This is a genomic window from Pseudoalteromonas sp. SD03 (assembly GCF_040937955.1).
Taxonomy (GTDB): Bacteria; Pseudomonadota; Gammaproteobacteria; order Enterobacterales; family Alteromonadaceae; genus Pseudoalteromonas; species Pseudoalteromonas tetraodonis.
Genome location: NZ_CP162514.1, coordinates 2,485,319 through 2,508,080, shown reverse-complemented (window position 1 = coordinate 2,508,080; position 22,762 = coordinate 2,485,319). Strand labels below are relative to the sequence as shown.

The 22,762-nt window shown below is 39.4% G+C and carries 22 protein-coding genes; 11 read left to right on the top strand and 11 right to left on the bottom strand.

All coding sequences use genetic code 11. From position 1 onward, the window contains the following. Positions 1–519: a disulfide bond formation protein DsbB gene (dsbB, locus tag ABZP26_RS11720; protein ID WP_013465529.1), complete on the bottom strand. Its 519-nt coding sequence runs from the start codon at positions 517–519 to the stop codon at positions 1–3. A 118-nt stretch (positions 520–637) separates the two neighbouring features. Next, positions 638–2,209, bottom strand: coding sequence for a sodium/proton antiporter NhaB (gene nhaB / locus ABZP26_RS11715; RefSeq protein ID WP_013465528.1), 1,572 nt, complete (start codon positions 2,207–2,209; stop codon positions 638–640). Between the two features lie 301 nt (positions 2,210–2,510). On the opposite strand from nhaB, the gene fadR reads away from it, so the two are divergent. Together fadR and ABZP26_RS11705 are read left to right on the top strand one after the other, a co-directional pair. After that, on the top strand, positions 2,511–3,224 hold the full coding sequence (gene fadR / locus ABZP26_RS11710) for a fatty acid metabolism transcriptional regulator FadR (protein ID WP_008109093.1): 714 nt from the start codon (positions 2,511–2,513) through the stop codon (positions 3,222–3,224). Between the two features lie 236 nt (positions 3,225–3,460). Continuing rightward, a complete protein-coding gene (locus tag ABZP26_RS11705) occupies positions 3,461–4,066 on the top strand; it encodes a peroxiredoxin (protein WP_008109095.1) in 606 nt (201 codons plus the stop codon). A 59-nt stretch (positions 4,067–4,125) separates the two neighbouring features. On the opposite strand, the gene ABZP26_RS11700 is transcribed toward ABZP26_RS11705, so the two are convergent. Beyond that, positions 4,126–6,720, bottom strand: a complete 2,595-nt coding sequence (locus tag ABZP26_RS11700; protein WP_368484968.1) for a TonB-dependent receptor — start codon at positions 6,718–6,720, stop codon at positions 4,126–4,128. Between the two features lie 289 nt (positions 6,721–7,009). Further along, positions 7,010–7,489 carry an SsrA-binding protein SmpB gene (smpB, locus tag ABZP26_RS11695; protein ID WP_013465526.1) on the bottom strand — a complete coding sequence of 160 codons (480 nt, stop codon included), beginning with the start codon at positions 7,487–7,489 and terminating at the stop codon, positions 7,010–7,012. A gap of 148 nt (positions 7,490–7,637) precedes the next feature. Between smpB and ABZP26_RS11690 the strand changes: the two genes are divergently transcribed. Together ABZP26_RS11690 and ABZP26_RS11685 are read left to right on the top strand one after the other, a co-directional pair. Next, complete coding sequence (locus ABZP26_RS11690) at positions 7,638–8,078, top strand: type II toxin-antitoxin system RatA family toxin (protein ID WP_013465525.1); 441 nt, start codon at positions 7,638–7,640, stop codon at positions 8,076–8,078. After that, entirely contained in the window at positions 8,075–8,398 is a 324-nt protein-coding gene (locus tag ABZP26_RS11685) for an RnfH family protein (RefSeq protein ID WP_013465524.1), read from the top strand. Before ABZP26_RS11690 ends, ABZP26_RS11685 begins: the two co-directional genes overlap by 4 nt. Positions 8,399–8,448: 50 nt before the next feature. On the opposite strand, the gene ABZP26_RS11680 is transcribed toward ABZP26_RS11685, so the two are convergent. Continuing rightward, the gene (locus ABZP26_RS11680) at positions 8,449–8,808 is read right to left on the bottom strand and encodes an outer membrane protein assembly factor BamE (protein WP_013465523.1); all 360 of its coding nucleotides are present in this window, start codon (positions 8,806–8,808) and stop codon (positions 8,449–8,451) included. 106 nt (positions 8,809–8,914) lie between these two features. On the opposite strand from ABZP26_RS11680, the gene ABZP26_RS11675 reads away from it, so the two are divergent. Next, the gene (locus ABZP26_RS11675; protein ID WP_069438684.1) at positions 8,915–9,256 is read left to right on the top strand and encodes a GIY-YIG nuclease family protein; all 342 of its coding nucleotides are present in this window, start codon (positions 8,915–8,917) and stop codon (positions 9,254–9,256) included. Here the strand turns inward: ABZP26_RS11675 and ABZP26_RS11670 are convergent. From ABZP26_RS11670 to ilvC, 4 genes are all read right to left on the bottom strand, one after another. Further along, positions 9,202–9,921 (bottom strand): M28 family peptidase, encoded by a 720-nt coding sequence (locus ABZP26_RS11670; RefSeq protein WP_286673122.1) that lies wholly within the window; start codon positions 9,919–9,921, stop codon positions 9,202–9,204. The two genes, ABZP26_RS11675 and ABZP26_RS11670, sit on opposite strands and share 55 nt — an antisense overlap. Positions 9,922–10,114: 193 nt before the next feature. Continuing rightward, positions 10,115–11,305, bottom strand: a complete 1,191-nt coding sequence (locus tag ABZP26_RS11665) for a tetratricopeptide repeat protein (protein ID WP_028834004.1) — start codon at positions 11,303–11,305, stop codon at positions 10,115–10,117. 78 nt (positions 11,306–11,383) lie between these two features. Further along, on the bottom strand, positions 11,384–13,303 hold the full coding sequence (locus ABZP26_RS11660) for a methyl-accepting chemotaxis protein (RefSeq protein ID WP_368484967.1): 1,920 nt from the start codon (positions 13,301–13,303) through the stop codon (positions 11,384–11,386). Between the two features lie 155 nt (positions 13,304–13,458). Beyond that, positions 13,459–14,931 (bottom strand): ketol-acid reductoisomerase, encoded by a 1,473-nt coding sequence (gene ilvC, locus ABZP26_RS11655; RefSeq protein ID WP_016899248.1) that lies wholly within the window; start codon positions 14,929–14,931, stop codon positions 13,459–13,461. Between the two features lie 137 nt (positions 14,932–15,068). On the opposite strand from ilvC, the gene ilvY reads away from it, so the two are divergent. From ilvY to ABZP26_RS11625, 6 genes are all read left to right on the top strand, one after another. Beyond that, positions 15,069–15,974 carry an HTH-type transcriptional activator IlvY gene (gene ilvY, locus ABZP26_RS11650; RefSeq protein WP_024602050.1) on the top strand — a complete coding sequence of 302 codons (906 nt, stop codon included), beginning with the start codon at positions 15,069–15,071 and terminating at the stop codon, positions 15,972–15,974. 90 nt (positions 15,975–16,064) lie between these two features. Further along, positions 16,065–17,111 carry a GGDEF domain-containing protein gene (locus tag ABZP26_RS11645; RefSeq protein ID WP_368484966.1) on the top strand — a complete coding sequence of 349 codons (1,047 nt, stop codon included), beginning with the start codon at positions 16,065–16,067 and terminating at the stop codon, positions 17,109–17,111. A gap of 111 nt (positions 17,112–17,222) precedes the next feature. Further along, entirely contained in the window at positions 17,223–18,062 is an 840-nt protein-coding gene (locus ABZP26_RS11640; protein WP_368484965.1) for a MipA/OmpV family protein, read from the top strand. 13 nt (positions 18,063–18,075) lie between these two features. Then, complete coding sequence (locus tag ABZP26_RS11635) at positions 18,076–18,441, top strand: DUF3019 domain-containing protein (protein ID WP_368484964.1); 366 nt, start codon at positions 18,076–18,078, stop codon at positions 18,439–18,441. Positions 18,442–18,455: 14 nt separating this feature from the next. Beyond that, the gene (locus ABZP26_RS11630; RefSeq protein ID WP_013465514.1) at positions 18,456–19,148 is read left to right on the top strand and encodes a response regulator; all 693 of its coding nucleotides are present in this window, start codon (positions 18,456–18,458) and stop codon (positions 19,146–19,148) included. 26 nt (positions 19,149–19,174) lie between these two features. Then, entirely contained in the window at positions 19,175–20,407 is a 1,233-nt protein-coding gene (locus tag ABZP26_RS11625) for an ATP-binding protein (RefSeq protein WP_368484963.1), read from the top strand. 110 nt (positions 20,408–20,517) lie between these two features. On the opposite strand, the gene ABZP26_RS11620 is transcribed toward ABZP26_RS11625, so the two are convergent. Beyond that, positions 20,518–20,739 (bottom strand): DUF3820 family protein, encoded by a 222-nt coding sequence (locus tag ABZP26_RS11620; protein ID WP_010387988.1) that lies wholly within the window; start codon positions 20,737–20,739, stop codon positions 20,518–20,520. Positions 20,740–21,026: 287 nt separating this feature from the next. Continuing rightward, positions 21,027–22,598 carry a cation:proton antiporter family protein gene (locus ABZP26_RS11615; protein ID WP_024602056.1) on the bottom strand — a complete coding sequence of 524 codons (1,572 nt, stop codon included), beginning with the start codon at positions 22,596–22,598 and terminating at the stop codon, positions 21,027–21,029. Positions 22,599–22,762 lie beyond the last annotated feature (164 nt).

The following is a 22,762-nucleotide window of genomic DNA, read 5'->3' as shown; positions in this document are numbered from 1 at the left end:
TTAAAGTGACTTTTTAGAGATTAATCGACTGGCCACTAACGCAATAAGTGTGGCGGTAAACAATACAAAAATAACTTCCATCCATGCTGGCATACTTAAGCCTGCAAATTGCCAATCTATGTTTCCGCAATCACCGGTTGCCTCAAAAAATTGCGGTATCCAATGATGTAATGGCATAAACTCTGGAAAATTTGGCTCAAACTCACAGCTAAATGCGAAGGGGTCAGTGGTTGTTTGCATTTCAATGTGCTCACGAGCTATTAGTAACCCCCATACACTTGAAACCCCCCACACTGTATAAGCGACAATACGGACTACGAGGTTGTTTGGTTTACTGGCGCCAATAATACCGGCAAAAAGTAAGCCTAATACCGCGGTGCGTTGGTAAATACACATAATGCACGGTGCTAATCCCATGTTGTATTGAAAAAAGAGCGCGATGACTTCAAGCAGAAAAACAATCCCACTGAATAATAACCAAGGTGTACGTTGAGTACTTAGATTAGCAAGCCAGTTCATAACAAATCCGTATTTAAATAAGGGCTTAGATTATGACGTAGGATAAACAGCGGAGCAAGTAAAAGGGAAAAAGTGAGGAGCTATGAAATTTCCTAGCTCCTCAAAGTCGGGGAAGCTCTTAATGCCCAGAATTCGCTACAGGGATGTGGTGTTGTATTATCCCCCAGTCATAAAACAAACTGGTTATTTCACTCAAGCCAAAATAAGTCGCGCTTAACCCAACAAAGGTAAGCACAAAAGTGTAAGGTAAAGCCATATACACCATTCGACCGTAAGATAGGCGTAACACGGGAGCTAGTGTTGATGTAAGTAAGAATAAGAAAGCAGCTTGACCATTAGGGGTGGCCACGCTGGGTAAGTTTGTGCCGGTGTTTATCGCCACTGCAAGTAAATCAAATTGGTCTCGAGTTATTTGACCTGCTTTTAGAGCTGCAGCAACTTCATTTATATATACAGTGCCGACAAATACATTATCACTGACCATTGAAAGCAATCCATTAGCGATAAAAAACATCACCAATTGTAAGTGCCCTTCAAATGTTAGTACCCAAGTAATCACAGGGGTAAAGAGTTGTTGATCGATGATTACTGCAACCACACTAAAAAATACACAAAGTAGTGCAGTGAAGGGGAGGGCCTCTTCAAAGGCTTTACCGAGTTGGTGCTCTTCTATTATGCCGGCCGACGACGTGGCTAAAATAATTACCGATAAACCAATTAAGCCCACGGTTGCTAAATGTAACGCTAAGCCAGTAATTAACCAGATAGCGATAAGTGCTTGAATTGTGAGGTTCACTCTATCGCGTTTGGTGCGTTTTTTATCAAGTGTTTGTGCATGGTTTTTTAAAATAGCATGAATTGTTTCTGGCAGTTTTGCCCCATAGCCAAAGGTTTTTGTTTTTTCTAATAAAAAGGTTGTTAATAAGCCCGCAAAAAGCACGGGTAAAGAAACGGGCAGCATTCTTAAAAAGAACTCTCCAAATAGCCAACTTGCTCGCTCTGCAATAATTAAATTTTGTGGTTCACCAACCATAGTACACACGCCGCCAAGTGCGGTCCCAATCGAGGCATGCATGAGTAAATTACGTAAAAAAGCACGAAACTCTTCAAGCTCTTGACGGTTTACCTCTTTTACTTGGTTATCATCGTTAATATCGTGCTCACTAATAAAATCTTTTCCTGAGGCCACCTTGTGATAAATACTATAAAAGCCCATGGCCACCGCAATAACAACCGCCATTACAGTTAGGGCATCTAAAAAAGCTGATAAAAACGCAGCAGCTATTGCAAAGGCAAGCGATAAAACGGTTTTACTTCTTACTGAAACCACTAACTTGGTAAAAATATACAGCAGCAGATCTTTCATGAAATAAATACCGGCAACCATAAAAATAAGTAATAAAAGCACATCTAGGTTTTGTGCTATTTCATGTTCAACTTGCGTGGTTGATGTCATACCAATTAATAGTGCCTCAATGGCAAGTAGACCACCAGGTTGCAGTGGGTAACACTTGAGCGCCATGGCCAGTGTAAAAATAAACTCAATAACCAGTACCCAGCCAGACAAATAAGGGTTTAATTGAAACAGCAGCGGGTTAATTATTAAAAATGCAATAATGGTGTATTTATACCATTGAGGTGCTTTACCTAAAAAATTTATAAATATTGCAGATGGGACACTCTGTTGCATGATTTTTCCCTAGGGAGGCGTTTAATAGTCTGGTTAATGTCATTAACTTAGTCCAGCTTATAGAGGGTGTAAACAACTAAATAATAATAGTCAAAGTGTCTGGTATGAATAATAGGTTGGCATTCATATTGTGTTTAAAACCTATCGGTAAAACTAGCGAATCATACAAGTAAAGTTGCCTTTTTAATCACATACCTAGGTAATTTAACTTACTTTACTTGTTAGTTGTGGCTTGTCTGGTACAATCAGTCAGTTAATCGTATGTAGCGATGTGATGTGAATTAATTCGAGTAGGAATTGAATGAGAATTTTTAAAGCGAAAAGCCCAGCAGGATTTGCTGAGGAATACATAGTAGAGTCAATCTGGAATGGTGATTTTCCTCCAGGTTCAATTCTGCCTGCTGAGCGTGAACTCTCAGAGTTAATTGGTGTTACTAGAACCACATTACGAGAAGTATTACAGCGATTAGCTAGGGACGGTTGGTTAACAATACAACATGGTAAACCTACTCGCGTTAATAACTTTTGGGAAACCTCAGGATTAAATATCCTTGAAACACTGGCACGTTTAGATGAAGATAAAATGCCAGAGCTAACCGATCAGTTACTCTCAGCACGTACTAATATCAGCGCAATTTATACCCGTGCAGCTATAAAACTTGCACCAGAGCGTGTTATCGAAATTTTATCACAAAGCGATGAATTAGAAGACAGCGCGCAAGCGTTTGCAGATTATGATTATAAAGTTCATCATGAATTAGCTGTTGCCGGTAATAATCGCATTTATGTGCTCATCCTTAATGGCTTTAAAGGTTTTTATTCTAAGATTGGCTGCCATTACTTTTCAGATCCTCGCACTCGCGAGCTTGCACGCCAGTTTTATAAAGACTTAACTAAGCTTGCTGAGAATAAAGAGCACGATGGTGCAATATTCATGATGCGTAAATATGGTCATCAAACCGGTGAAATATGGCAACATATTCGCGGTGATATGCCTAGCGATATTATGGATTAGTAAAAAGAACCTGCTTAAAGCAGGTTTTTTTATGATTAAAAATCAGTCCATTTATCAAGCGTTCGCTATTTTAGAACGGTGCTATCTATAAATACGATTGTTAATTTATTTTTGATAGCCATAGAATAATGTTTAATTAAATATGGTTGCTATTGTAATTTTAAAATTAGTGCCCATATTAGTAATCAGTATTGCGTAAGCAATTGACAATAAACTCAAAATATTTGGAGAATAAAATGGGTGTATTAGTAGGCCGTCAGGCACCAGACTTTACCGCTGCAGCTGTTCTAGGTAACGGTGAGATTGTAGATAGCTATAACCTTCACGAAAAAATCAAAGGTAAAAAAGCAGTAATCTTTTTCTACCCACTAGATTTCACATTTGTATGTCCTTCTGAGCTTATTGCTTTTGATAAGCGTTATGCAGAATTCCAAAAACGTGGCGTAGAAGTAATTGGTGTTTCTATCGATTCACAATTCTCACACAACGCATGGCGTAACACGGCTGTAGCAGACGGCGGTATTGGTAAAGTTCAATACGCACTAGTTGCAGACGTTAAACACGAAATCTGTAAAGCATACGACGTTGAGCACCCAGAAGCGGGCGTTGCATTTCGTGGTTCTTTCCTAATCGATGAAGAAGGTAACGTACGTCACCAAGTAGTGAACGACTTACCACTGGGTCGTAACATCGACGAAATGATCCGTATGGTAGATGCACTAGCATTCCACAGCGAGCACGGTGAAGTATGTCCTGCTGGTTGGACTGAAGGTAAAAAAGGAATGGACGCAAGCCCTGAAGGCGTTGCTAAATTCTTATCTGAAAACGAAGGCGAGCTATAATTTAGCCCTTTAGTTTAAGAAAAAAAACCGCCAAAATGGCGGTTTTTTATTATTTTAAATTAAAACGAAAAGCTAACTTTAGTGTAAATGTAACGACCACGAGGGTTGTGTACACCCGATGCGTAACCATACAGATCTGAATCACCGTCACCAATTGCAAACGGTGGCTCTTCATCAAATAAGTTGTTCACACCAAGCGATACTTTTGCTGACTCAGTAATACGGTATGATGTTTGTAAATCTACCAGTACTTGTGAATCAACAGTACGCGATGTATTACTATCGAAGTCTAAGTTACCATCGAAATCGATATCTGGCGTATCTTCAAACTCACCTACATAACTAATGTTCATGTTTGTGTTGAACTGACCAATTTCCCAGTTAGTTGAGAAAATCCAGCGATGCTCTGGGTAACCATATTCGCCGGTATAATCGCGGCCGTCTTTTTCAAATTTATCCTGATAAGCCCATTCTAAATTGAATTTTAGTAAGCCTAAATCATCCAGTGAGTGATTGTAGTTTGCTGAAATATCAACGCCCGAAACTTCTTGTGATGACACGTTTTCAAAAGTACTGAAAATCTTTTGAATAGTCCCTAAACTGTCTGTACCTGAAGGAGGTAAGCGAACACATACGGTACTGTTTTGGTTATTACACTCTGAGTTGTAAATTGGACCAAACTCTTGCTCATCAATTTTATTGTCTTGGGTGATACTCCATACATCTACACTCAAACCAAAGTCAGTTGTAGGTGCCCAAATAAAGCCGACGTTCCAAGATTCAGACTCTTCAGCTTCTAAGTCAGGGTTACCGGCAAATTCAATGTTGTAATCTAGCGCATCACAATCTAATCCAGTTGCATCACAGCGGTAATTATCTTTAAAGAACTGACTCTTTTCTGATGGCCCTAAACCTACTTGTGCAAGTGATGGTGCTCTAAAGCCTTGCGCCCAAGAACCACGAACGGTGATTTCATCAGTAGGTGCCCAGCGTAAAGCGACTTTAGGATTGGTTGTGGTACCAAAGTCACTGTAATCATCGTAACGGCCAGCAAGTTGTAGCTCTAAGTTTTCCGCAAGTGGAATTGAAAACTCTACATAGGCAGCGTATTGGTCGCGCTCTGCGGCAGCTGAAACGGCTTCTGTCCCAAAGATTAATCCACGTTGAAATTGATCATCTGGCGTATCAGTTACGTCTTCTTCACGGTATTCAATACCGGCTGCCATCATGACAACATCATCACCAAAACTAAACGCTTCACCGCTAATATTAGCGTCAAATGAGGTCATATGAGACTCACCTTGGCGTACTAAGCTCGTAGTAATTCTATCAATTACGGCCGGATCGTTGTAAGTGCCACCAAATGGGTTGTAGTTACCAGCGTCAATTTCTTGTTGTAAGAAGTCGGTGCGTACCCAACCTTGTGAGCGATCGCCTGTTTGTAACGACTTACTACGACCTTTTTGTACCGCTGTTTCCCAGCTCCAATCGTTAAATTCGCCTCGTAAGCCTGCTACAAAACGCATCGTGTCAGATTCGATATCCCACTGACGCGCACCTGCATCGACAGTTCTAAAATAATTAATCCCTACATCTTGTCCAAATGGATTATTAGGGTGACTCCCTGGTACTGTTAAACCCGCATCTTTATCAAGTGGCGTTGGCGCACCCGCTGCAACTGAGCTGTTATGCTGTACAGCAATTTCTAAAAAGCCGGTGATACCATTGTCAAAGCGGTATTCAAATTGTGAAATTGCGCCCACACGTTCTGACGCCGGGGCAATATAGCCGAATGGACCATAATCAAAAACACAGCTGTTACTGCTACTTATTTGGTCAGTAGGACAGCTAGGATCTGGCGTTTGAACACCATTTACATCGAACGAGCCAGGGAAACCACGTGATGAACGAAAATCCATGCCACCATATGGAGACTGGTTAGCAGTACCTAAGCGGCCCATTTCATCTGATGATAAAGAAGTGTTTTTAAAGTAATCAATAATAACGGATGCGCTACTTTTTGCACTAGTAGTACCCCAAACAATACTGGCTGTAGTTTCTTCATAGTTAGGGCCATCTGTGCCGCCGTAACCTAAGTTTACTTCAATACCGTCAATATCTTTTTTCAAGATAACGTTTACAACACCCGCTACAGCATCAGAGCCATAGATTGCTGAGGCGCCATCTTTTAAAATATCAATACGTTCGATTGCTGAAACAGGAATACTGTTGATATCAACGAATGAGTTGGTGATCCCTTCAGCAAATGCACTGATTGCAACACGACGACCATTAATAAGTACCAAGGTAGCATCGGCGCCTAAGCCACGAAGGCTGACGGCAGCTGAGCCATTTGCGGTTGAGTCTTGGTTATTACCACGGGTTGAAAAAGTACCATTACCTGCAACAGGCATTCTTTCAAGAAGCTGTTGTAGGTTGTCATAACCCATGTTTTCGATGTCTTCTTTATTAATGGATTGTACTGGTGATGGGCCTTCTATATCGGAACGTTTGATACGAGAGCCTGTTACTTGAATACGTTCTACTTTTTCTGCAGTTTGCTGTGCAGCATAAGTTGTTGTACTAAAACCTGCTGACAATGCGATAGTAGCACCGATGATTAAGCTCGGTGTAAATGCAATTGATTGCTTCATCCTTAAGTCCTTGTTGATATGTTATAATTTACTTGTTTTTACAAGTCGAATTATTAATATCATGTAACTTAAGCGTTATCAATTAGCCGCAAAGATGATTTTGTTATCGGCACGAATATGTACTTATTTTCTTAATAAAGAAAAGCGATGGGATACTCGCTATCTGGTGCGGGAGTGGGGTCTTCTCATTATTTAAAAATAAATCACCGAGCGACTTTAATTTGTAATAATTTGTATTTTCCTAAAAATTTAGCAAAAAAAAGCCTAACATGATGTTAGGCTTTTTCATTTAAACTTTATGTTTCATTAAGCGTTCTTTTTCACGGGACCAATCTTTATTTTTACCGTCTTCACGTTTGTCATGCATTTTCTTACCTTTCGCTAAATGGAATTCAAGCTTTACCCAGCATTTTTTCCAATACATAGCTGTGGCAATTAATGAATAACCATCACGCTCGGTTGCACCAACCAAACGGTCAAGTTCACGTCTGCTTAGTAATAATTTACGATAACGCAGCGGGTCGCAAATAACATGGGTTGATGCACTATTTAAAGGCTGGATTGTGCTGCCTAATAAAAACGCTTCACCGTTTTTAAGATGAATATAAGTTTCAGAGATATTTACTTTACCTGCTCGGATACTTTTTACTTCCCAGCCTTGGAGTTCAATACCTGCTTCAAACTTGTCGTGTAAAAAATACTCGTGTCGCGCTTTTTTATTTAGCGCGATGGTATTACTTGTCGATTTTGATGAATTTTTCTTAGCCATAGTGCCCTATAATATACGTTATACGAGATGTTTTACATCGATTTTTTTAAATTATACATGCAAAAGCGAAGGATTCATTTAAGCGCGATGAAAGTTTGGGGAAACGCACAAAGCTTGCTAAAATTCCTGCACACAGTTGGGAGTGAGTATGCCACAAATAGAAAAAAGTGCGCTGGTTATGTACAGCACTAAAGAGATGTTTGATCTAGTCAATGATGTAGAAGCTTATTCGCAGTTTTTACCTAATTGTTCAGACTCAAAAATTATTAAGCAGCATGATAATAACATGACCGCCAGTTTAGAAATATCTAAAGCCGGTATAAAAAAATGGTTTACCACTGAAAATACGCTAATTGATGAGCAAACAGTGATGCTTCGCTTGGTCGATGGGCCTTTTAAAACCTTACAAGGTCGTTGGCATTTTCAGCAATTAGATGCACATGCGTGCAAAGTACATTTACAGCTAGACTTTGAATTTTCTAGTAAGTTAATAGAACTTGCGTTTGGTAAAATTTTTAATGATGTGGCTAAAAATATGGTGAGTGCCTTTACTCAACGTGCAAAAGCGGTATATGGAGAGCGTGCATGATCAATATTGAAATTGTGTTTGCGTTGCCAACGAAAGCAACCACGCTAAATATAGAGGTATTCCAAGGTACCACCGCAGAGCAAGCAGTGATCCAGTCAGGTATTATTAAGAAGTGCCCTGAGATTGATGCAACCGCTTTAACTTTAGGTGTATGGAACAGAACGGTAAAGCTTAATCATGAGCTTAAAGACGGCGATAGAGTTGAAATTTACCGCCCATTAATTGCCGACCCTAAAGATGCCCGCAGAAAGCGCGCCGAAAAAGCCAAAGAAGAGGGCCGCGCAAATAAAGTAACCGGTGGCCGACCGTTAGATCGTTAGATACAAAAAAGGTGAGCCATGCTCACCTTTTTCAATTAAACCCAAATGGCTTATTGCTCTAAAGGGGTTGTAAAGTTTTCTGGTTGCTCATAGTCACCAGAGACCGTTACCAACTTTTCATTTTCAAAGTTTAATACTAATGATTTATATTGTTCATTAGCGCGCCCTTTATTAAAGCTGTAAACGTAACGCCAAGTATTTTTATCGAAGGCGTCTTCGGCAATCGGTCTGCCTAGTACATAAATTACTTGCTCGCGAGTCATATTAACGCGAAGCTTATCAACGTCTGATTGTTCTAAAAAGTTACCTTGAGGGATGTTGATTCTGTACACCCAGCTAGAACAACCTGCGGCTGAACTAAGCGTTAAAGCGACGATAAGCCAAAGAGAAAAAGTTTTTAACGACTGCATTGTTAGTTGTGATCCTTATTTTTTATAATCTGCATGATACCTATTAGTCACTCAAGGTAAAACCCTTTTGAGTAATTGTTTTTGTTTAGCGCGTTAAGGCGAGGTTTTGACCATTAATAATCAAAAAAGTTTAAACGATGAGTTGTGCAATAGTAAAAGTAAACCGGCTGTTTGGTCACTGTATATTGTGCAAACACGGTTTGGTCATTGGTATACCGGCATTACAGTTGATGTAGCGCGTCGTTTAGCAACGCACCAAGCGGGTAAAGGGGCAAAAAACCTCAAAGGGAAAGGACCGCTGGTGCTCATTCATCAGCAACAAGTTGGGACTAAAAGCGACGCAAGTAAATTAGAATATGCGATTAAAAAACTTCCACGGGCAAAAAAAGAGGCTTACGTTGCTGCTTTTAAAGGGGGACTGAATACCTCAGGTTTTGTCAAAAGCTGATTAATAAATGCCTCAATTAGCAATACTGCTTCTTGATAAAGAGCAGTATTAATATTTTCGAGCGTATCTTTTGCTGTGTGATGATAATTATCGGCGCCCATCGAAAAGTACACATACGGAATTTTCTGTTTAGCGAATGAATAATGGTCGCTGGCTCTGTGCCAGTCTATTTGTTTCGTGTTGGTGAGTCGACTCATTTTTCGTGATGAATAAACGGGCTTTAATTCGACACTCGTATTTTTTATTTGGCTAAATAGTGGAGTGAGTTGGTTTTTTAACGAACGACTTGTTAGCGCGTATAACCGCTTATGCGATTTTTTAATTGCCAACATATCTAAGTTAATATTTAAAGCAACAGGGAACTGGCGCATTGTTTTGGCAAAGTGCTCACTGCCGTGTAAACCGTTTTCTTCAGCGTCTGTTGCAACAAACACAAAACCATAGGATGATTGCACCTTTAAAGCGTTCGATAAGTATAGTAATGCGGCAACACCCGAGGCATTATCGTTAGCGCCAGGGTGTAATTTTCCGGCTTTTAGGCCTAAATGGTCGTAATGCGCTGTAATAACAATAACAGGCAAATTTTTTTCTGTTTTGGTCGCAACAATATTTACGCCTTGCGCCTTAGAAAACAGCCCTGATGGATAAGTAAAAGGTTGTTCAATAACCGTCAGTTGATGCTCTTTAAAGCGTGCTTTTAAATATTCTCTGGTGAGTAAAGCCGAGTGACTATTCGTTTTTCTGCCTGCTAATTTAGAGCTGGTTAGCGTTGTTAAATCAGTGAATAACTGCGGCTCAATCGGCTTTGAGAGTCCACTCCAACTTATAAAAAATACAATGCAGGTTAAACTAAATAATTTAATAATGATTCGCCTTAACGATAAGTGATTTTAATGCGATGAGTTTATTATCATAGCGTTGTTTGTCATGTGTAAAGTCTGCTTTTTTTCTGGCTTTACGCAAATGAAATTCCGCCCTAGCTATATTATTTAACTCAAAGTAACTTCGCGCCAGTCCAAAGTGGCTTTCATGTAAGGTTGGTGACATAGCGTTAGCTTTTTTATAGTGGCTAATTGCGCCTTTAAAATTACCATTTACATACTCACTGTTACCAAGCGAGATATGATAGTAAGGATTTTCTTGGCGTTTTTTGTCAAGCTCAGCCAATAGCTTTTCGCCTTCGGCCACTCTATCTGTGAGTGTGTATAATAATGCTAAGTTACCTTGTGCAGTATTATTATCAGTATTTAAGGCAATAGCATAGCGATACATTTGCTCCGCTTGCTTTAAATCATCTAATTGTTTAAAGAGTACCCCTAAATTGCCCCAGCTAGCACTAAATGAAGCGTCCGTATTGATTGCTGCTTTGAAATAGCTAAACGCTAAATCATAGTGTTTATTTACCAGTGCCTCACCCCCTTTATTATTATAAAACATGGCGGTCACTCTTTTTTTTGAAAGCAATGAGGTTGCAAAACGGGCTTGTCTGCTATTGGGATCAAAATCAATGATTAAACGCTTATTACGCTGATAAACAAGTGAGCTGTCTTTGAGTTTCGTTTTATTGTCTATGGCAAGGTTGATGTGCCCCGTGAGTAAATTAAATCCCTGATTTAGTGACCAATACTCCGGAATGTGTACTTTTTGAAAGCGAGCTTTAAGCCCTAAATGCTCAGCTAAACTATATGCTAAAATTGATAGTGACAAGCAATTGGCGTTTAAGTTTTGATAGCTCTGAGATGCGGTTTGTGTCGTGGTGGATTGATAAGATAAAGCGCTATCGCCATTTGTGAGTAAAAAACTAAGTAGGCTATACGCTATTTCATCAACTGATTTACTCGATTGCACGTAAGCATTTAATTGCTGTTTGAGGCTATCGTCGAGTTGAAATATTTGTTGCTCAGACTCTACCAGCTGCTGTTGTAATTGCATGGGAGGAGTAATAGTGGGGATTGGCACGCTTATATTGGCGTTATCTGTGGTGCTACAAGCACACAGAGCCAGCAGACACACAATCAGTAAATAATGTTTACCTTGGAGAGCATTCATACACACCTCTGTACAAAAAACACACTTAAGTATAGTGGTTATTTTGTACAGAGGTTATTTTTTAATGTAGCACTCTATTTAACGTTGCTGATTAAACGTAGCAACGAGTGCATCAAGTGTTTGTGCGCTGGTGGCTAAATCACGAATTGCTTGTTCTGTATTGATTTGTTCACTCATTGACTTATCACTGATCTCACTTATTTGCTCAATACTACGACCTACATCATTCACAACGCTACTTTGCTGTTCGGTGGCGGTGGCAATTAAGGTCGCCATATCGTTAATTTCATTGGCTGTTTCAGTAATGGTATTAAGTAACTCAACCGAGTTTTGCATTGCGCTTACGCTTTGTTGTACTTTATCTTTTGATTGACCGATATCGCTGACAACGTCATCTGAAATATGAGTGAGTTCTTCAATCATTGATTGAATTTCAGTGGTCGATTGTGAGGTACGATTCGCCAGCGCTCTTACTTCATCAGCAACTACAGCAAAGCCTCGTCCATGTTCACCAGCACGAGCAGACTCAATGGCTGCATTAAGAGCCAGTAAGTTAGTTTGTTCAGATATACCTCTAATTGAATCCACAATACTAGCGATATCAATAGTCTTTTTAGAAAGCAAAGCAACTTGCTCGGTTATGCCGTCAATGTCGCTGGCAAGGGCTGAGATTGTCGTTTGGCTTTGTAACACTTGTTGATGGCTTTGCTTGGTGTTATCGCGGCTATCGTTGGTTAACTTAGCTGCATTGGCAGCACTTTGCGCTATTTCTTGCACTGTAGCGCCCATTTCATTAATGGCTGCTGCAACTGAAATAGTTTGCTCTTTTTGCTTATCAAGCGCTAAAGAGTTTTGCTTGGCTTGCGAAAATACATGATCTGAGCTGTGGCGAATACCGTGGCTCTCATTAGCTACTTGCACAATAGCGGTTTCTATTTTTTCAATAAATTGATTAAAGCCGGTGGTTAAATTATTTAGCTCAGGTTGGGGAGATATTGGTAAGCGATAGGCTAAATTTGCATCGCCACGCCCTAAACGCGAAAATAACTCAGCCATTGTTGATAACGGTGAAGCTAAAGACCGAGCTAATAAGTAACTGATCACGCTTGCGATTAGCGCAGTGATGATAGTGAAAGTGAATATTTGCCACTCTAGGGTATTTACACTAGAAAATACTTCGCTTTTTGGGACTTGAGCTAAGACAAATAAGTCAGTGTTTTTAATCGGTGTGGCTGCAATGAGTGTGGCTTGCCCGTTGATATTTACTTCCTCTAAAGCGAAGCCGTTTTTATTAAGTAATTTGTTATGAATATTAGCGCTGTAAATACTATCTATATTAACCTTAGCGACTTTGTCTGCATCTTTATGTAACTGAATTAATCCGTTTTTATCGGCAATAAACACAAACCCTGATTGCTCAATTTTAAATTGTTGTAGCAGCTTTTGCATATCTGTAATGCTTTTTGCTAAGCCTGCCAAGCCTAAACCATTAGGTTGTTGGTGGTTAACAAACATTTTTACATCGTTTTCTGACTCTTGATAAATACTAATTGAGTAAGGTTGCTTTGATTGTGTAAAAGCAAAAAACCATCCATCTGCGGCATCATTTTTTAAAACACGTAAAAAGCCATCTTGATTCCAATATTGTGCCGTGTTTTTATTCGCCCACGAAGCCGTGGCAAGATCGTATTGGTCAACCAAACGATTGAGCTCTTTAAGTAATAGCGTGTCGTTGTTGTTGCCAGCATTTGCCCAATCTAAAATAAAGGTATTTGCCGAAAGCTGCTGTGCTGCACCAAGAAGTTCATTGATCTCGCCACCAATATGATTACTGATTGTTTGCAATTTACTTGGCAGTTCAGATTCGATCATGCGTTGCTCAATAATATTCTTTGAGTTATGCAAAGACGTCAAACCAATTAATACAGCAACACAAATAGCAATAATGCTTCCAAGGGCTGTTATTTTTTGAGTAATAGAGAGATTTTGTATCGTCATGATAGTGCTTATATTTACAACTGAGGCAATGAGGGGAATTATTTTAGCACATTATTTATTTTCAGCTATTGATGATTAATTTGCACTTAAAAAAGCCCACAGCAAAATGCAAGTGGGCTTGGTTTCTAACAAGTGAAAGTTCTAGGACCCTTGGGTTAAACTATTTTTTTCATTGCAGACATGTAGCCGCGTAATTTTGCGCCTACTTTCTCAACAGGGTGCTCACGTAGAGCCGTATTTATTTGAATTAAAGTTTGATTATCAACTTGATTACTTTGCTCATTTAAGCCTTTACCAATAACATCAGTATCAATACCTTGCATAAATTCTTGTAGAAGCGGCAAACAGGCATGGTTATATAAATAGCAGCCGTACTCAGCGGTATCTGAAATAGTGCGGTTCATTTCAAATAACTTTTTGCGTGCAATAGTATTGGCTATCAGCGGCGTTTCATGCAGTGACTCATAATAGGCAGATTCTGCAATAATACCGGCCGCTGTCATGGTTTCAAATGCCAGTTCTACACCCGCTTTTACCATTGCCACCATTAAAATACCGTGGTCAAAAAATTCTTGCTCAGCAATTTCTACATCGCCTGCAGGGGTTTTTTCAAAATGAGTTTCTGCAGTTTCAGCACGCCATTTTAGTAAGTTAGCGTCATCATTTGCCCAGTCTTCCATCATTACACGTGAAAATGTGCCATCGATAATGTCATCTTGGTGTTTGTTATAAAGAGGACGCATAATCACTTTAAGCTCTTCACTTAGCTCAAACGCTTTAACCTTTGCAGGGTTTGATAAGCGGTCAAGCATGTTTGTTACACCGCCATATTTAAGTGCTTCTGTGATCACTTCCCAGCCATATTGAATAAGTTTTGAGGCGTAACCGGCATCAATTCCTTTTTCAATCATTTTGTCAAAACATAAAATAGAGCCAGTTTGTAGCATGCCACATAAAATGGTTTGCTCGCCCATCAGATCAGATTTCACTTCAGCGATAAATGATGATTTAAGTACCCCCGCGCGATGACCACCTGTACCTGCTGCATAGGCTTTTGCTTGTGCCAAGCCATGGCCCTGAGGATCATTCTCTGGGTGAACCGCAATTAATGTAGGTACACCAAAGCCGCGTTTATACTCTTCACGTACTTCTGACCCCGGGCATTTTGGTGCAACCATAATAACGGTAATGTCTTCACGAACTTGCATGCCTTCTTCAACAATATTAAAGCCATGTGAATAGGCAAGGGTTGAGCCGTGTTTCATTAATGGCATGATGGCATTAACAACTGCAGTATGTTGTTTATCAGGTGTTAAGTTAAGTACTACATCGGCTGTTGGGATTAACTCTTCATATGTACCCACTTTAAAACCATTGTCAGATGCATTTAAGAATGACTGACGACGCTCAGCAATGGCTGAATCACGAAGTGTATAGGCTACATCTAAACCAGAATCACGTAAGTTTAAGCCTTGATTTAGGCCCTGAGCGCCACAGCCTACAATTACCAATTTTTTATCTTTAAGTGCAGCAACACCGTCGTTAAATTCGTCTGCGCCCATAAATTCACATTGTGCCAATTGCGCTAATTGTTCGCGTAAAGGTAAGCTATTAAAATAATTTGCCATGATAAGTTTCCTATTAATTCAGTTTGTTAGATGCATTGCTTTTGCTTTGCTTGGAATAACAATATGGAAAATCTTTTCTTGCGTAAAATGATATATTTGAATTAAAGTGTTTCATAATATGAAATACCGGTGTTGTTATGGATCATAAGCATTTAAATTACTTTTTGGCGTTGGCAAAAACGCTTCATTTCTCTCGTGCCAGTGAGTTATGCCACATAAGTGCGCCCACTTTAAGTCGTAATATTAAGCAGTTAGAAGATGAAGTAGGGGTGATGTTATTCCAGCGTGATAATCGCAGTGTAAAGCTTACCCGCGAAGGCGTTGCATTTAAGGAGTATGCCAGTGCAACACTTAGTCATTGGCAGCGGTTTAAAGCTAATTTAAACGAACCGCAACAACATATTTATGGCAATGTGAGCCTTTATTGCTCCGTTACCGCGTCTTACAGTTTTTTGCATCATATTTTAGAGCAACTGAGAGCTCAGCATCAGCATATTGAAATTACCTTAAATACGGGCGATCCCGCCTTGGCTATTAACCGAGTGTTAGATGGACATGAATCTATGGCCATTGCAGCCAGACCCAGTAAATTACCTGCACAAATTGCATTTGTAGATATTGGCTACTCGCCATTGGTATTAATTGCACCCACTATTCAATGTCCGATCACAGAAAAATTAGCCACTAGTAGCGAAACTATTGATTGGTCTGAGCTTGAATTTATTGTTGCTGAACAAGGATTTTCAAGACAAAGGTTGGAGCAGTGGTGGCGAAAAAATAATGTACAAGGAAAAATTTACGCGCAAGTGGCAGGGCATGAAGCTATGGTATCTATGGTGAGTTTAGGGTTAGGCGTGGCCATGATCCCAAAAATTGTACTCGATAATAGTCCGCTTAACGATAAGGTTCAGGTTTTAGAGTATAAAGGCGAGCCACCACAAGGGTTTAAAATTGGTTTGGCTGTATTACATAAAGAACTAAACGACCCTGCTATTAGTGCACTTTGGAATATTGCACAAAATATGGGGGAAAACATAATATAGGCTTGTTGGATGATAAAAAACTGTTAATATAAACCGCTAATATTTATGTGTTTATTAACATCTTTGTTGTGATGTCTAAGAGTTTTAATTATGGATAATACGGTTTCACTTGCTCATTCTGCCCAGTGTTTAAAAAAAGCCATTCCGTTGATGGTTAAATACAAAATGCCTGTAACGCCAATAAATTATGCTATTTGGTACTGTTATGTACAGGGCGACAACCCACAACTAAACACAGAGCTTGATAAAGTCATCTCTTTGCACAATACGTGTTCAGCTCAAACCGCCCAAGAAATTTTTAATAAGCATATTAATGACGAAGAGCTTGCATTTTTTCAACAAATGTCTGAAAGGTTTCATGGCACCGTAGAGCAAATGCAGTTTGATCTTAGTGACTCCATTCAATATTCGAAAAGCTTTACTACCTCGTTAGTTGATTCACAAAATGAATTAAAAACGCTCTCTAGTATTAACTCATTTAATGAGATCCTTTCTTGCGTTGAGCGCCTAACTGACGAATCAATTGCGATGCAAGATTACGCCCGTGGATTCCAAACCAAATTAGCGCAAGCGTACAACGAAATTAAAGATTTAAAAGAAGCGCTTAGCGTGACCCAAGAAGCGGTTGATAAAGATTCCTTAACCGGATTATTTAATCGCGGTAAGTTTGATACAGACATTGTTGAGTTTTGTTTGAACGCCTCTTCACAAAATGAACACGGTAAATTAGCGGTGTTGATTATGTTCGATATTGATCATTTTAAACGTTTTAATGACGATTTTGGCCATCAAAAAGGCGATGAGGTACTCAAGCTAGTAGCTCAAAAAGTGCAAAATAGTGTACAAGAGCAATACAAAGCTTATCGTTTTGGTGGTGAAGAATTTTGTATTACGGGTTACTTTGAAAGCATTAATGATGCGATGGCATTTTGTAATCAGCTTCGTTTGAGCATTGCCAAATTGACGATTCGTAAAAAAGAAGACAGTAATAATAAACGTAATATTTCAGCCAGTTTCGGCATTGCTTTAATGGAACCTTTTAGTAAGAGCTGTTTATTAGTTGAAAAGGCAGATAGAGCACTTTATTTAGCTAAAACCCATGGTCGTAATCGGGTAGAAATAGCGGCCGATATGTAAACGTGTTCTGTTTGTATCAAATTTGTTAATGATTGTAACCCTCTAGAGCTTGTGTTCATACTACTTGCTACTATAGGGTCAAAGCCACTTTATAAACTAGCGATTAACTTCATGCGGTTCCATCTGAGAATAAACACATGCCTGTTATTAGTGCTATTAAGCACTAATGCGATTGCTCAGAAGCAGCAACATATATCCACTGATGAGCTTAATCTTAGTGTGAGTGTTGGTGCTGGGGTGTTCACAAATCCTCTGTATGGTGCAGATAACATCCCCTTAGTTGTTATTCCGCAAGTGGCTTATTATGGTCAAAATTGGTTTTTTGATAATGGCCGTCTTGGTTATTCTTTTTTACAAAGCAAACAACATAACGTTAGTTTTGTGTCAGAAATTAACCCTGAGTCACGTTTTTTTATTGATTGGCATCCACAAAATATTTTCGCCTTTAAAACAACGTCTGAAAACGAGATATTAGAATCGCTACACACTGACTCACCTCGTCAAGTAAATATAAATAATATACAAAAAAGACGAGTCGCACTTGATGCCGGTATCAGCTATTTTTTTGTAAAGCAGCAGCAAGTATTTTCTGCGCAATTATTGCATGATGTAAACAGCGTTTATAATGGCTATAGGGGATCGTTGCAATGGCAATATCACCATGAGTTTAAGCAATTAACGTTAAAGTCGACGTTAGGCGTTAATTACAAATCAGCCCAACTAAATAACTATTTTTATGGTTTAAATAGCGCTGAATCCATTTACGGTGAAATAGAAGTTGGTAGTAGTTGGCAACCTTATGCTAAAATCGACGCCCGTTGGCCTGTAGATGGAGTCAACGCGCTTCGTTTTCATTTAGCCTATTATGATTATTCAGCAATGGATAGCAGCCCGCTTTTTGAACATGACTATTCAATGACCGCCTTTATAGGATTCGAACATACATTTTAATATGAAGTGTTTTATGTTGGTTGTGCTTGCAGCTTCATTTTTTAGCAACGCTAGCGTTGCAAAAGCCTCTTCACTTAACGTATCACCCAAAGTCTGTGTGGTTTCCGAACAACAAGAATTTTGTGATCTTGAGTTAAAATTTAAGTGGCAACTGTCAGCCGCTAGCGATGTATGTTTATACCAACAAGATACACAATTACAATGCTGGCAAGGTGTCAAAAAAGGCCAACTTAGTTATAAAGCGCGTGTTCAGGTGCAGACCATATACTCCCTGATTAATCCCCATACAGGTGTATCGTTAGCGAGTGTGCAAATAGAAGTGCAAACCGCATACGCTAAGAAAAAACATCGGCTACGCTCACCTTGGAGCTTTTTTTAATTTAGGAGCAGTAAATGCCAAAGATATTACTTGTTGAAGATGATTTAGGGTTGCAACAATTAACCAAAGACTATCTTGAGCATAATGGCTTAGAAGTTGACGTTTTAGAACGCGGTGACGAAGTGTTCCCTTATCTTAGTGAAAACCACGTCGACTTGATCATTTTAGATGTAATGTTGCCAGGAAAAGATGGCTTTAGCGTATGTCGGCAAGTACGTGACAAATACACTCTCCCTATCTTAATGCTAACAGCAAAGGGTGAAGACTTCGATCAAGTCATAGGCTTAGAACTCGGGGCTGACGACTACGTTATAAAACCGGCAGAGCCGCGTGTACTTCTTGCTCGAATTAGTGCATTGCTTCGCCGTGGACAGCCAAGTGTTAAAGCGATTGAAGAACTTCAATTTGGTGACTTATCAATAGATAAAACCAGCCGCATTGTAAAGCTAAGCGGTGTTGAAATTGTCCTGACTTCTCATGAATTTGAATTGCTGTGGTTATTGGCTTCAAATGCTGGTGAAGTGCTCAGTCGAGAGCATGTCCATCAACATATGATAGGGCGTGAGTACGACGGTTTAGACCGCACGGTGGATGTTCGTGTATCACGCATTCGTAAAAAGCTCGGTGATAACAGTGATAAACCATACCGTATTAAAACGGTGTGGGGGCAAGGCTATTTATTTGTATCAGATGCGTGGGATATGTAATAAATGCAAGGTGTTAGGCTAGGTTAATGGGAAAGCTATTTATAAGCCTTTACGTGTATATTATTGCCTCTTTGTTTATTGTTAGTGGCGTTATAGAGCAGTTTTGGCCCTATGATGAATCTCAGCAAAGTGTATTGTTAGATGACGAATTCGGGCAGTCTTTATGGCTGCTTTCACAAACCCCAGATGGGCTTGAGCAGCTTAAACATAATTTTGATAGCCAAGTCATTGCCCAGCAAGATCTAGTGCTTCCACCTGTACAGCAAGCACAACTATTTCAAAACCATTACCTTTATTTATATGATAAACAGCAGCGTATCGTTTGGTATGTAACGCTAAATAATTCACAATTGCTACAAGTAGGCCCTGTGGGTGTTAAACACAGCAGCTCAGGGACTGTGTTACCGTATTTACTGGTGTTGTTTATTATAAGTTTACCAATAGGTTTGTGGAGCTTTTTGTTGTGGCGAGACTTTGCAAAGCTGAGTCATGCATGCGAGGCAGTGGGTGGCTCGCAAGACTTTCAATTAAGCCATGGCTCAAAGTCATTCTTCTTACCCATCACCGATACATTGCAAGTAATGCAGCAACGTATTGAGTTTTTACTGAGTGCTCAGCAAGAGCTCACCTCTTCTGTATCTCATGAATTTAGAACGCCATTAGCGCGGTTGAAGTTTGCTATTGCAATACTCGAGGATAAAACTCACGATACCAAAGCACAGCAGTATTTATCTGACATGCAAATGGATATTCATGAACTGGAGTCCTTGGTATCTGAAATGTTGGAATACGCCCGTTTAGACACACAGCAACCTAGTTTACAATTAGCCCCTTGCGATATCGTTGCATTAATTAAAACTAATATTGAAAAAGTAAACTTTGATACCCGTATTAAACTAACAACAACGCTCCCCACTCAATTTATTTACTTATGCGATAGTCATTTTATGTCGCGGGTGCTGCAAAACTTAATCAGTAATGCACTTAAACATGCCTCGAAAAGTGTACATATTAGTTTAAGTACTGCCGATGAAAAGTTACTGCTAGTGATTGAAGATGATGGCCCCGGCATTGCCTTCTCTGAGCGCGAAAAAGTATTTAAGCCGTTTACGCGCTTAGATAAAAGTCGTGATAAAAAAACCGGTGGGTTTGGGTTAGGACTGGCGATAGTGAGTAAAATTGTGTCATGGCATAAAGGTCAGTGCGCAATTGAAGACTCAACACTGGGTGGGGTTAAGTTTATTATTAGCTTAGACTAGTAAATTTCACACAATAAAAAAGCGCCGTAAAGGCGCTTTTTTGCGGTTTAAAACCAAAAAATCAACAAGTAGCAAATAGATAGACAGGCCACTTATAGAAAAGTTCTATTTTATTTACTATTTTTTTCTAGTAATGGCATCAACATTTGCTCTAAACCATTAAGCTTCACTTCGTACATCATTGCAAGTTGAGAGCCGAGCTTGCTATCAGGAAAGCCTTGCTGTTTAAACCACACTAAATAAGGCTCAGGCAGCAAAAGTAAGGGGCGTCCTGCATATTTACCAAACGGCATAATGGTATTAATGGCGACTTTAAGTTGTTGAGGATCCATTATTGACATCTTTTATGAGTAGAGGTGTTAAGTGTAAGGGATAATAAAGAAATAAAATAGGCTGTAACGGGCAAGTAACAGCCTATTGATAGAGGGAGTAGGCCCTCTAATTTGAGAATCTTATTGGTTAATTAAAAGCAAGGGGTCCAGTTGTGTATATTTTATTTAAATACACACTTAGGTATTAGCTTTACTAAACCAACACAGACATTTTACCTTATTTTTAAACCATTAAAATACGCAGATGTAAAGGAATGTAAATGCAATCTATTTGCATCTAAACCCTATTAAGGAAACAGGGTTTGCTTTACATGCTCTGCAAAACCGCTACCTGCCTCTAAGTAAAAGTTGTAAGTAGAGTCTATTCCCATTTCTTCTAATTCTTTTTGCTGATCGGGGTAGTTGGCAATCGCCGTTACTTGCCCTTTATAACCCGATGCTTGTAATTGCTCTAAGGCAAAAATATTTTGCATGTGCTTAGGCATAGCTAGCATTACCATTTCAACGTGGGAGTGGTTAACACGTTGCCAAAAATCAGGATCGGTGGCATCGGCAATTAATACTCGGCGACCTCGCTTTACATGCTTATCAACTACCTCAGGCTTAATATCAATACCTGCAACAACATCCGGATGAGTTGCGTTTATTGTTTCATAGGCACCTGTGCCAATCCTACCCATACCAAAAATAACAATTTTTGTGTCATTTAAGTTTACTGGGAGCTCTTCAGCTAAGCGGGTTTTGCTTTCAAACTTTAATAAAAAGCGTTCAATTTTAACGTATAGCTCGTTAGAGCGTTTATTTAAAGGAGAAGCAATTACAAAGGTGATCGACACCGCAATCGCAATAACAGCAAGCCACTCAGAGGTAACCATGCCGGTAGATGCGGCAACTGCACACACAATCAAACCAAATTCGCTAAAGTTAGCTAGGCTAAATGCTGTTAACAAAGAGGTACGCGCACGAAGTTTAAATAGGTTGGTTAGTATGTAATAAAGCAGGGTTTTAATTGGAATAATTAATACCAGCACTAAAGCGACGACTAAGGAGTGGGCAGTAAGCTCTGCACTTAAACCAATGCTTAGGAAAAAGCCAACTAGCAATATATCTTTTAGGCTAAGCAATGACTTAGACAATTCACCGGCTTTTTTGTGTGGTGCGAACATCATACCTACAATCAAAGCACCTAAATCACCTTTGAGACCTGCAAATTCAAAGGCGTTATAACCTGCTACTAAGGCAAAGAAAAACCCAAATAGCGGCAGTAACTCACCATGTTTAGAGCGGTTTAACACCCAGTACATAACAGGGCGAAATAAAGGTAAGGCAATAATTAACCCTAAGGCCCAAATATTCGGCAACTTACCGGTACTGACCGCTAAAAATATAACCGCAAATATATCCTGCATAACTAAAATACCAATGGCTATTTTACCGTGCAGGCTTGCCATTTCACCGCGCTCTTCAAGAACTTTTACCGCAAATACGGTGCTTGAAAAGCTCAGAGCAAAACCAACTAACAGCGCACTTTGCCAACTTAAATCGACGAATAATGGCAGTGCAAAAACACCCAGTAGTAGCATAAAGCCACTAAATAAAGCGCTGCTTAGAATAATATGTAAGGTGGCCGGAGCCCAGACTTGAGGTTTTATTAAATTTGAAATTTTAAGCTTGAGGCCAATACTAAAAAGTAGCAGTGTAACCCCTAAAGATGCAATTGTTTCCAGCAGTTCCGTGCTTTTATAACCCGCTAAATTAAGAATAAATCCAGCCATAAGAAAGCCGATAAGTGGCGGCAATTTTAGCTGGTATATACCAAAACCGCAGACGAAGGCGGTAGCAAAATAAATTAGTTCCATAGTTATTAATACCACTTTTTTAGGCACTGTAGTGTAGCGAAAAACAATGCTTATTGACAATTAATCTACTTATTTAACGCAGTTAGTTACGTGATAGTGAGTATTTATCAAATGATTGCTACTGTCAGTTTATGCAGAGGTAAAGTAGCTTTAATGTATAAAAA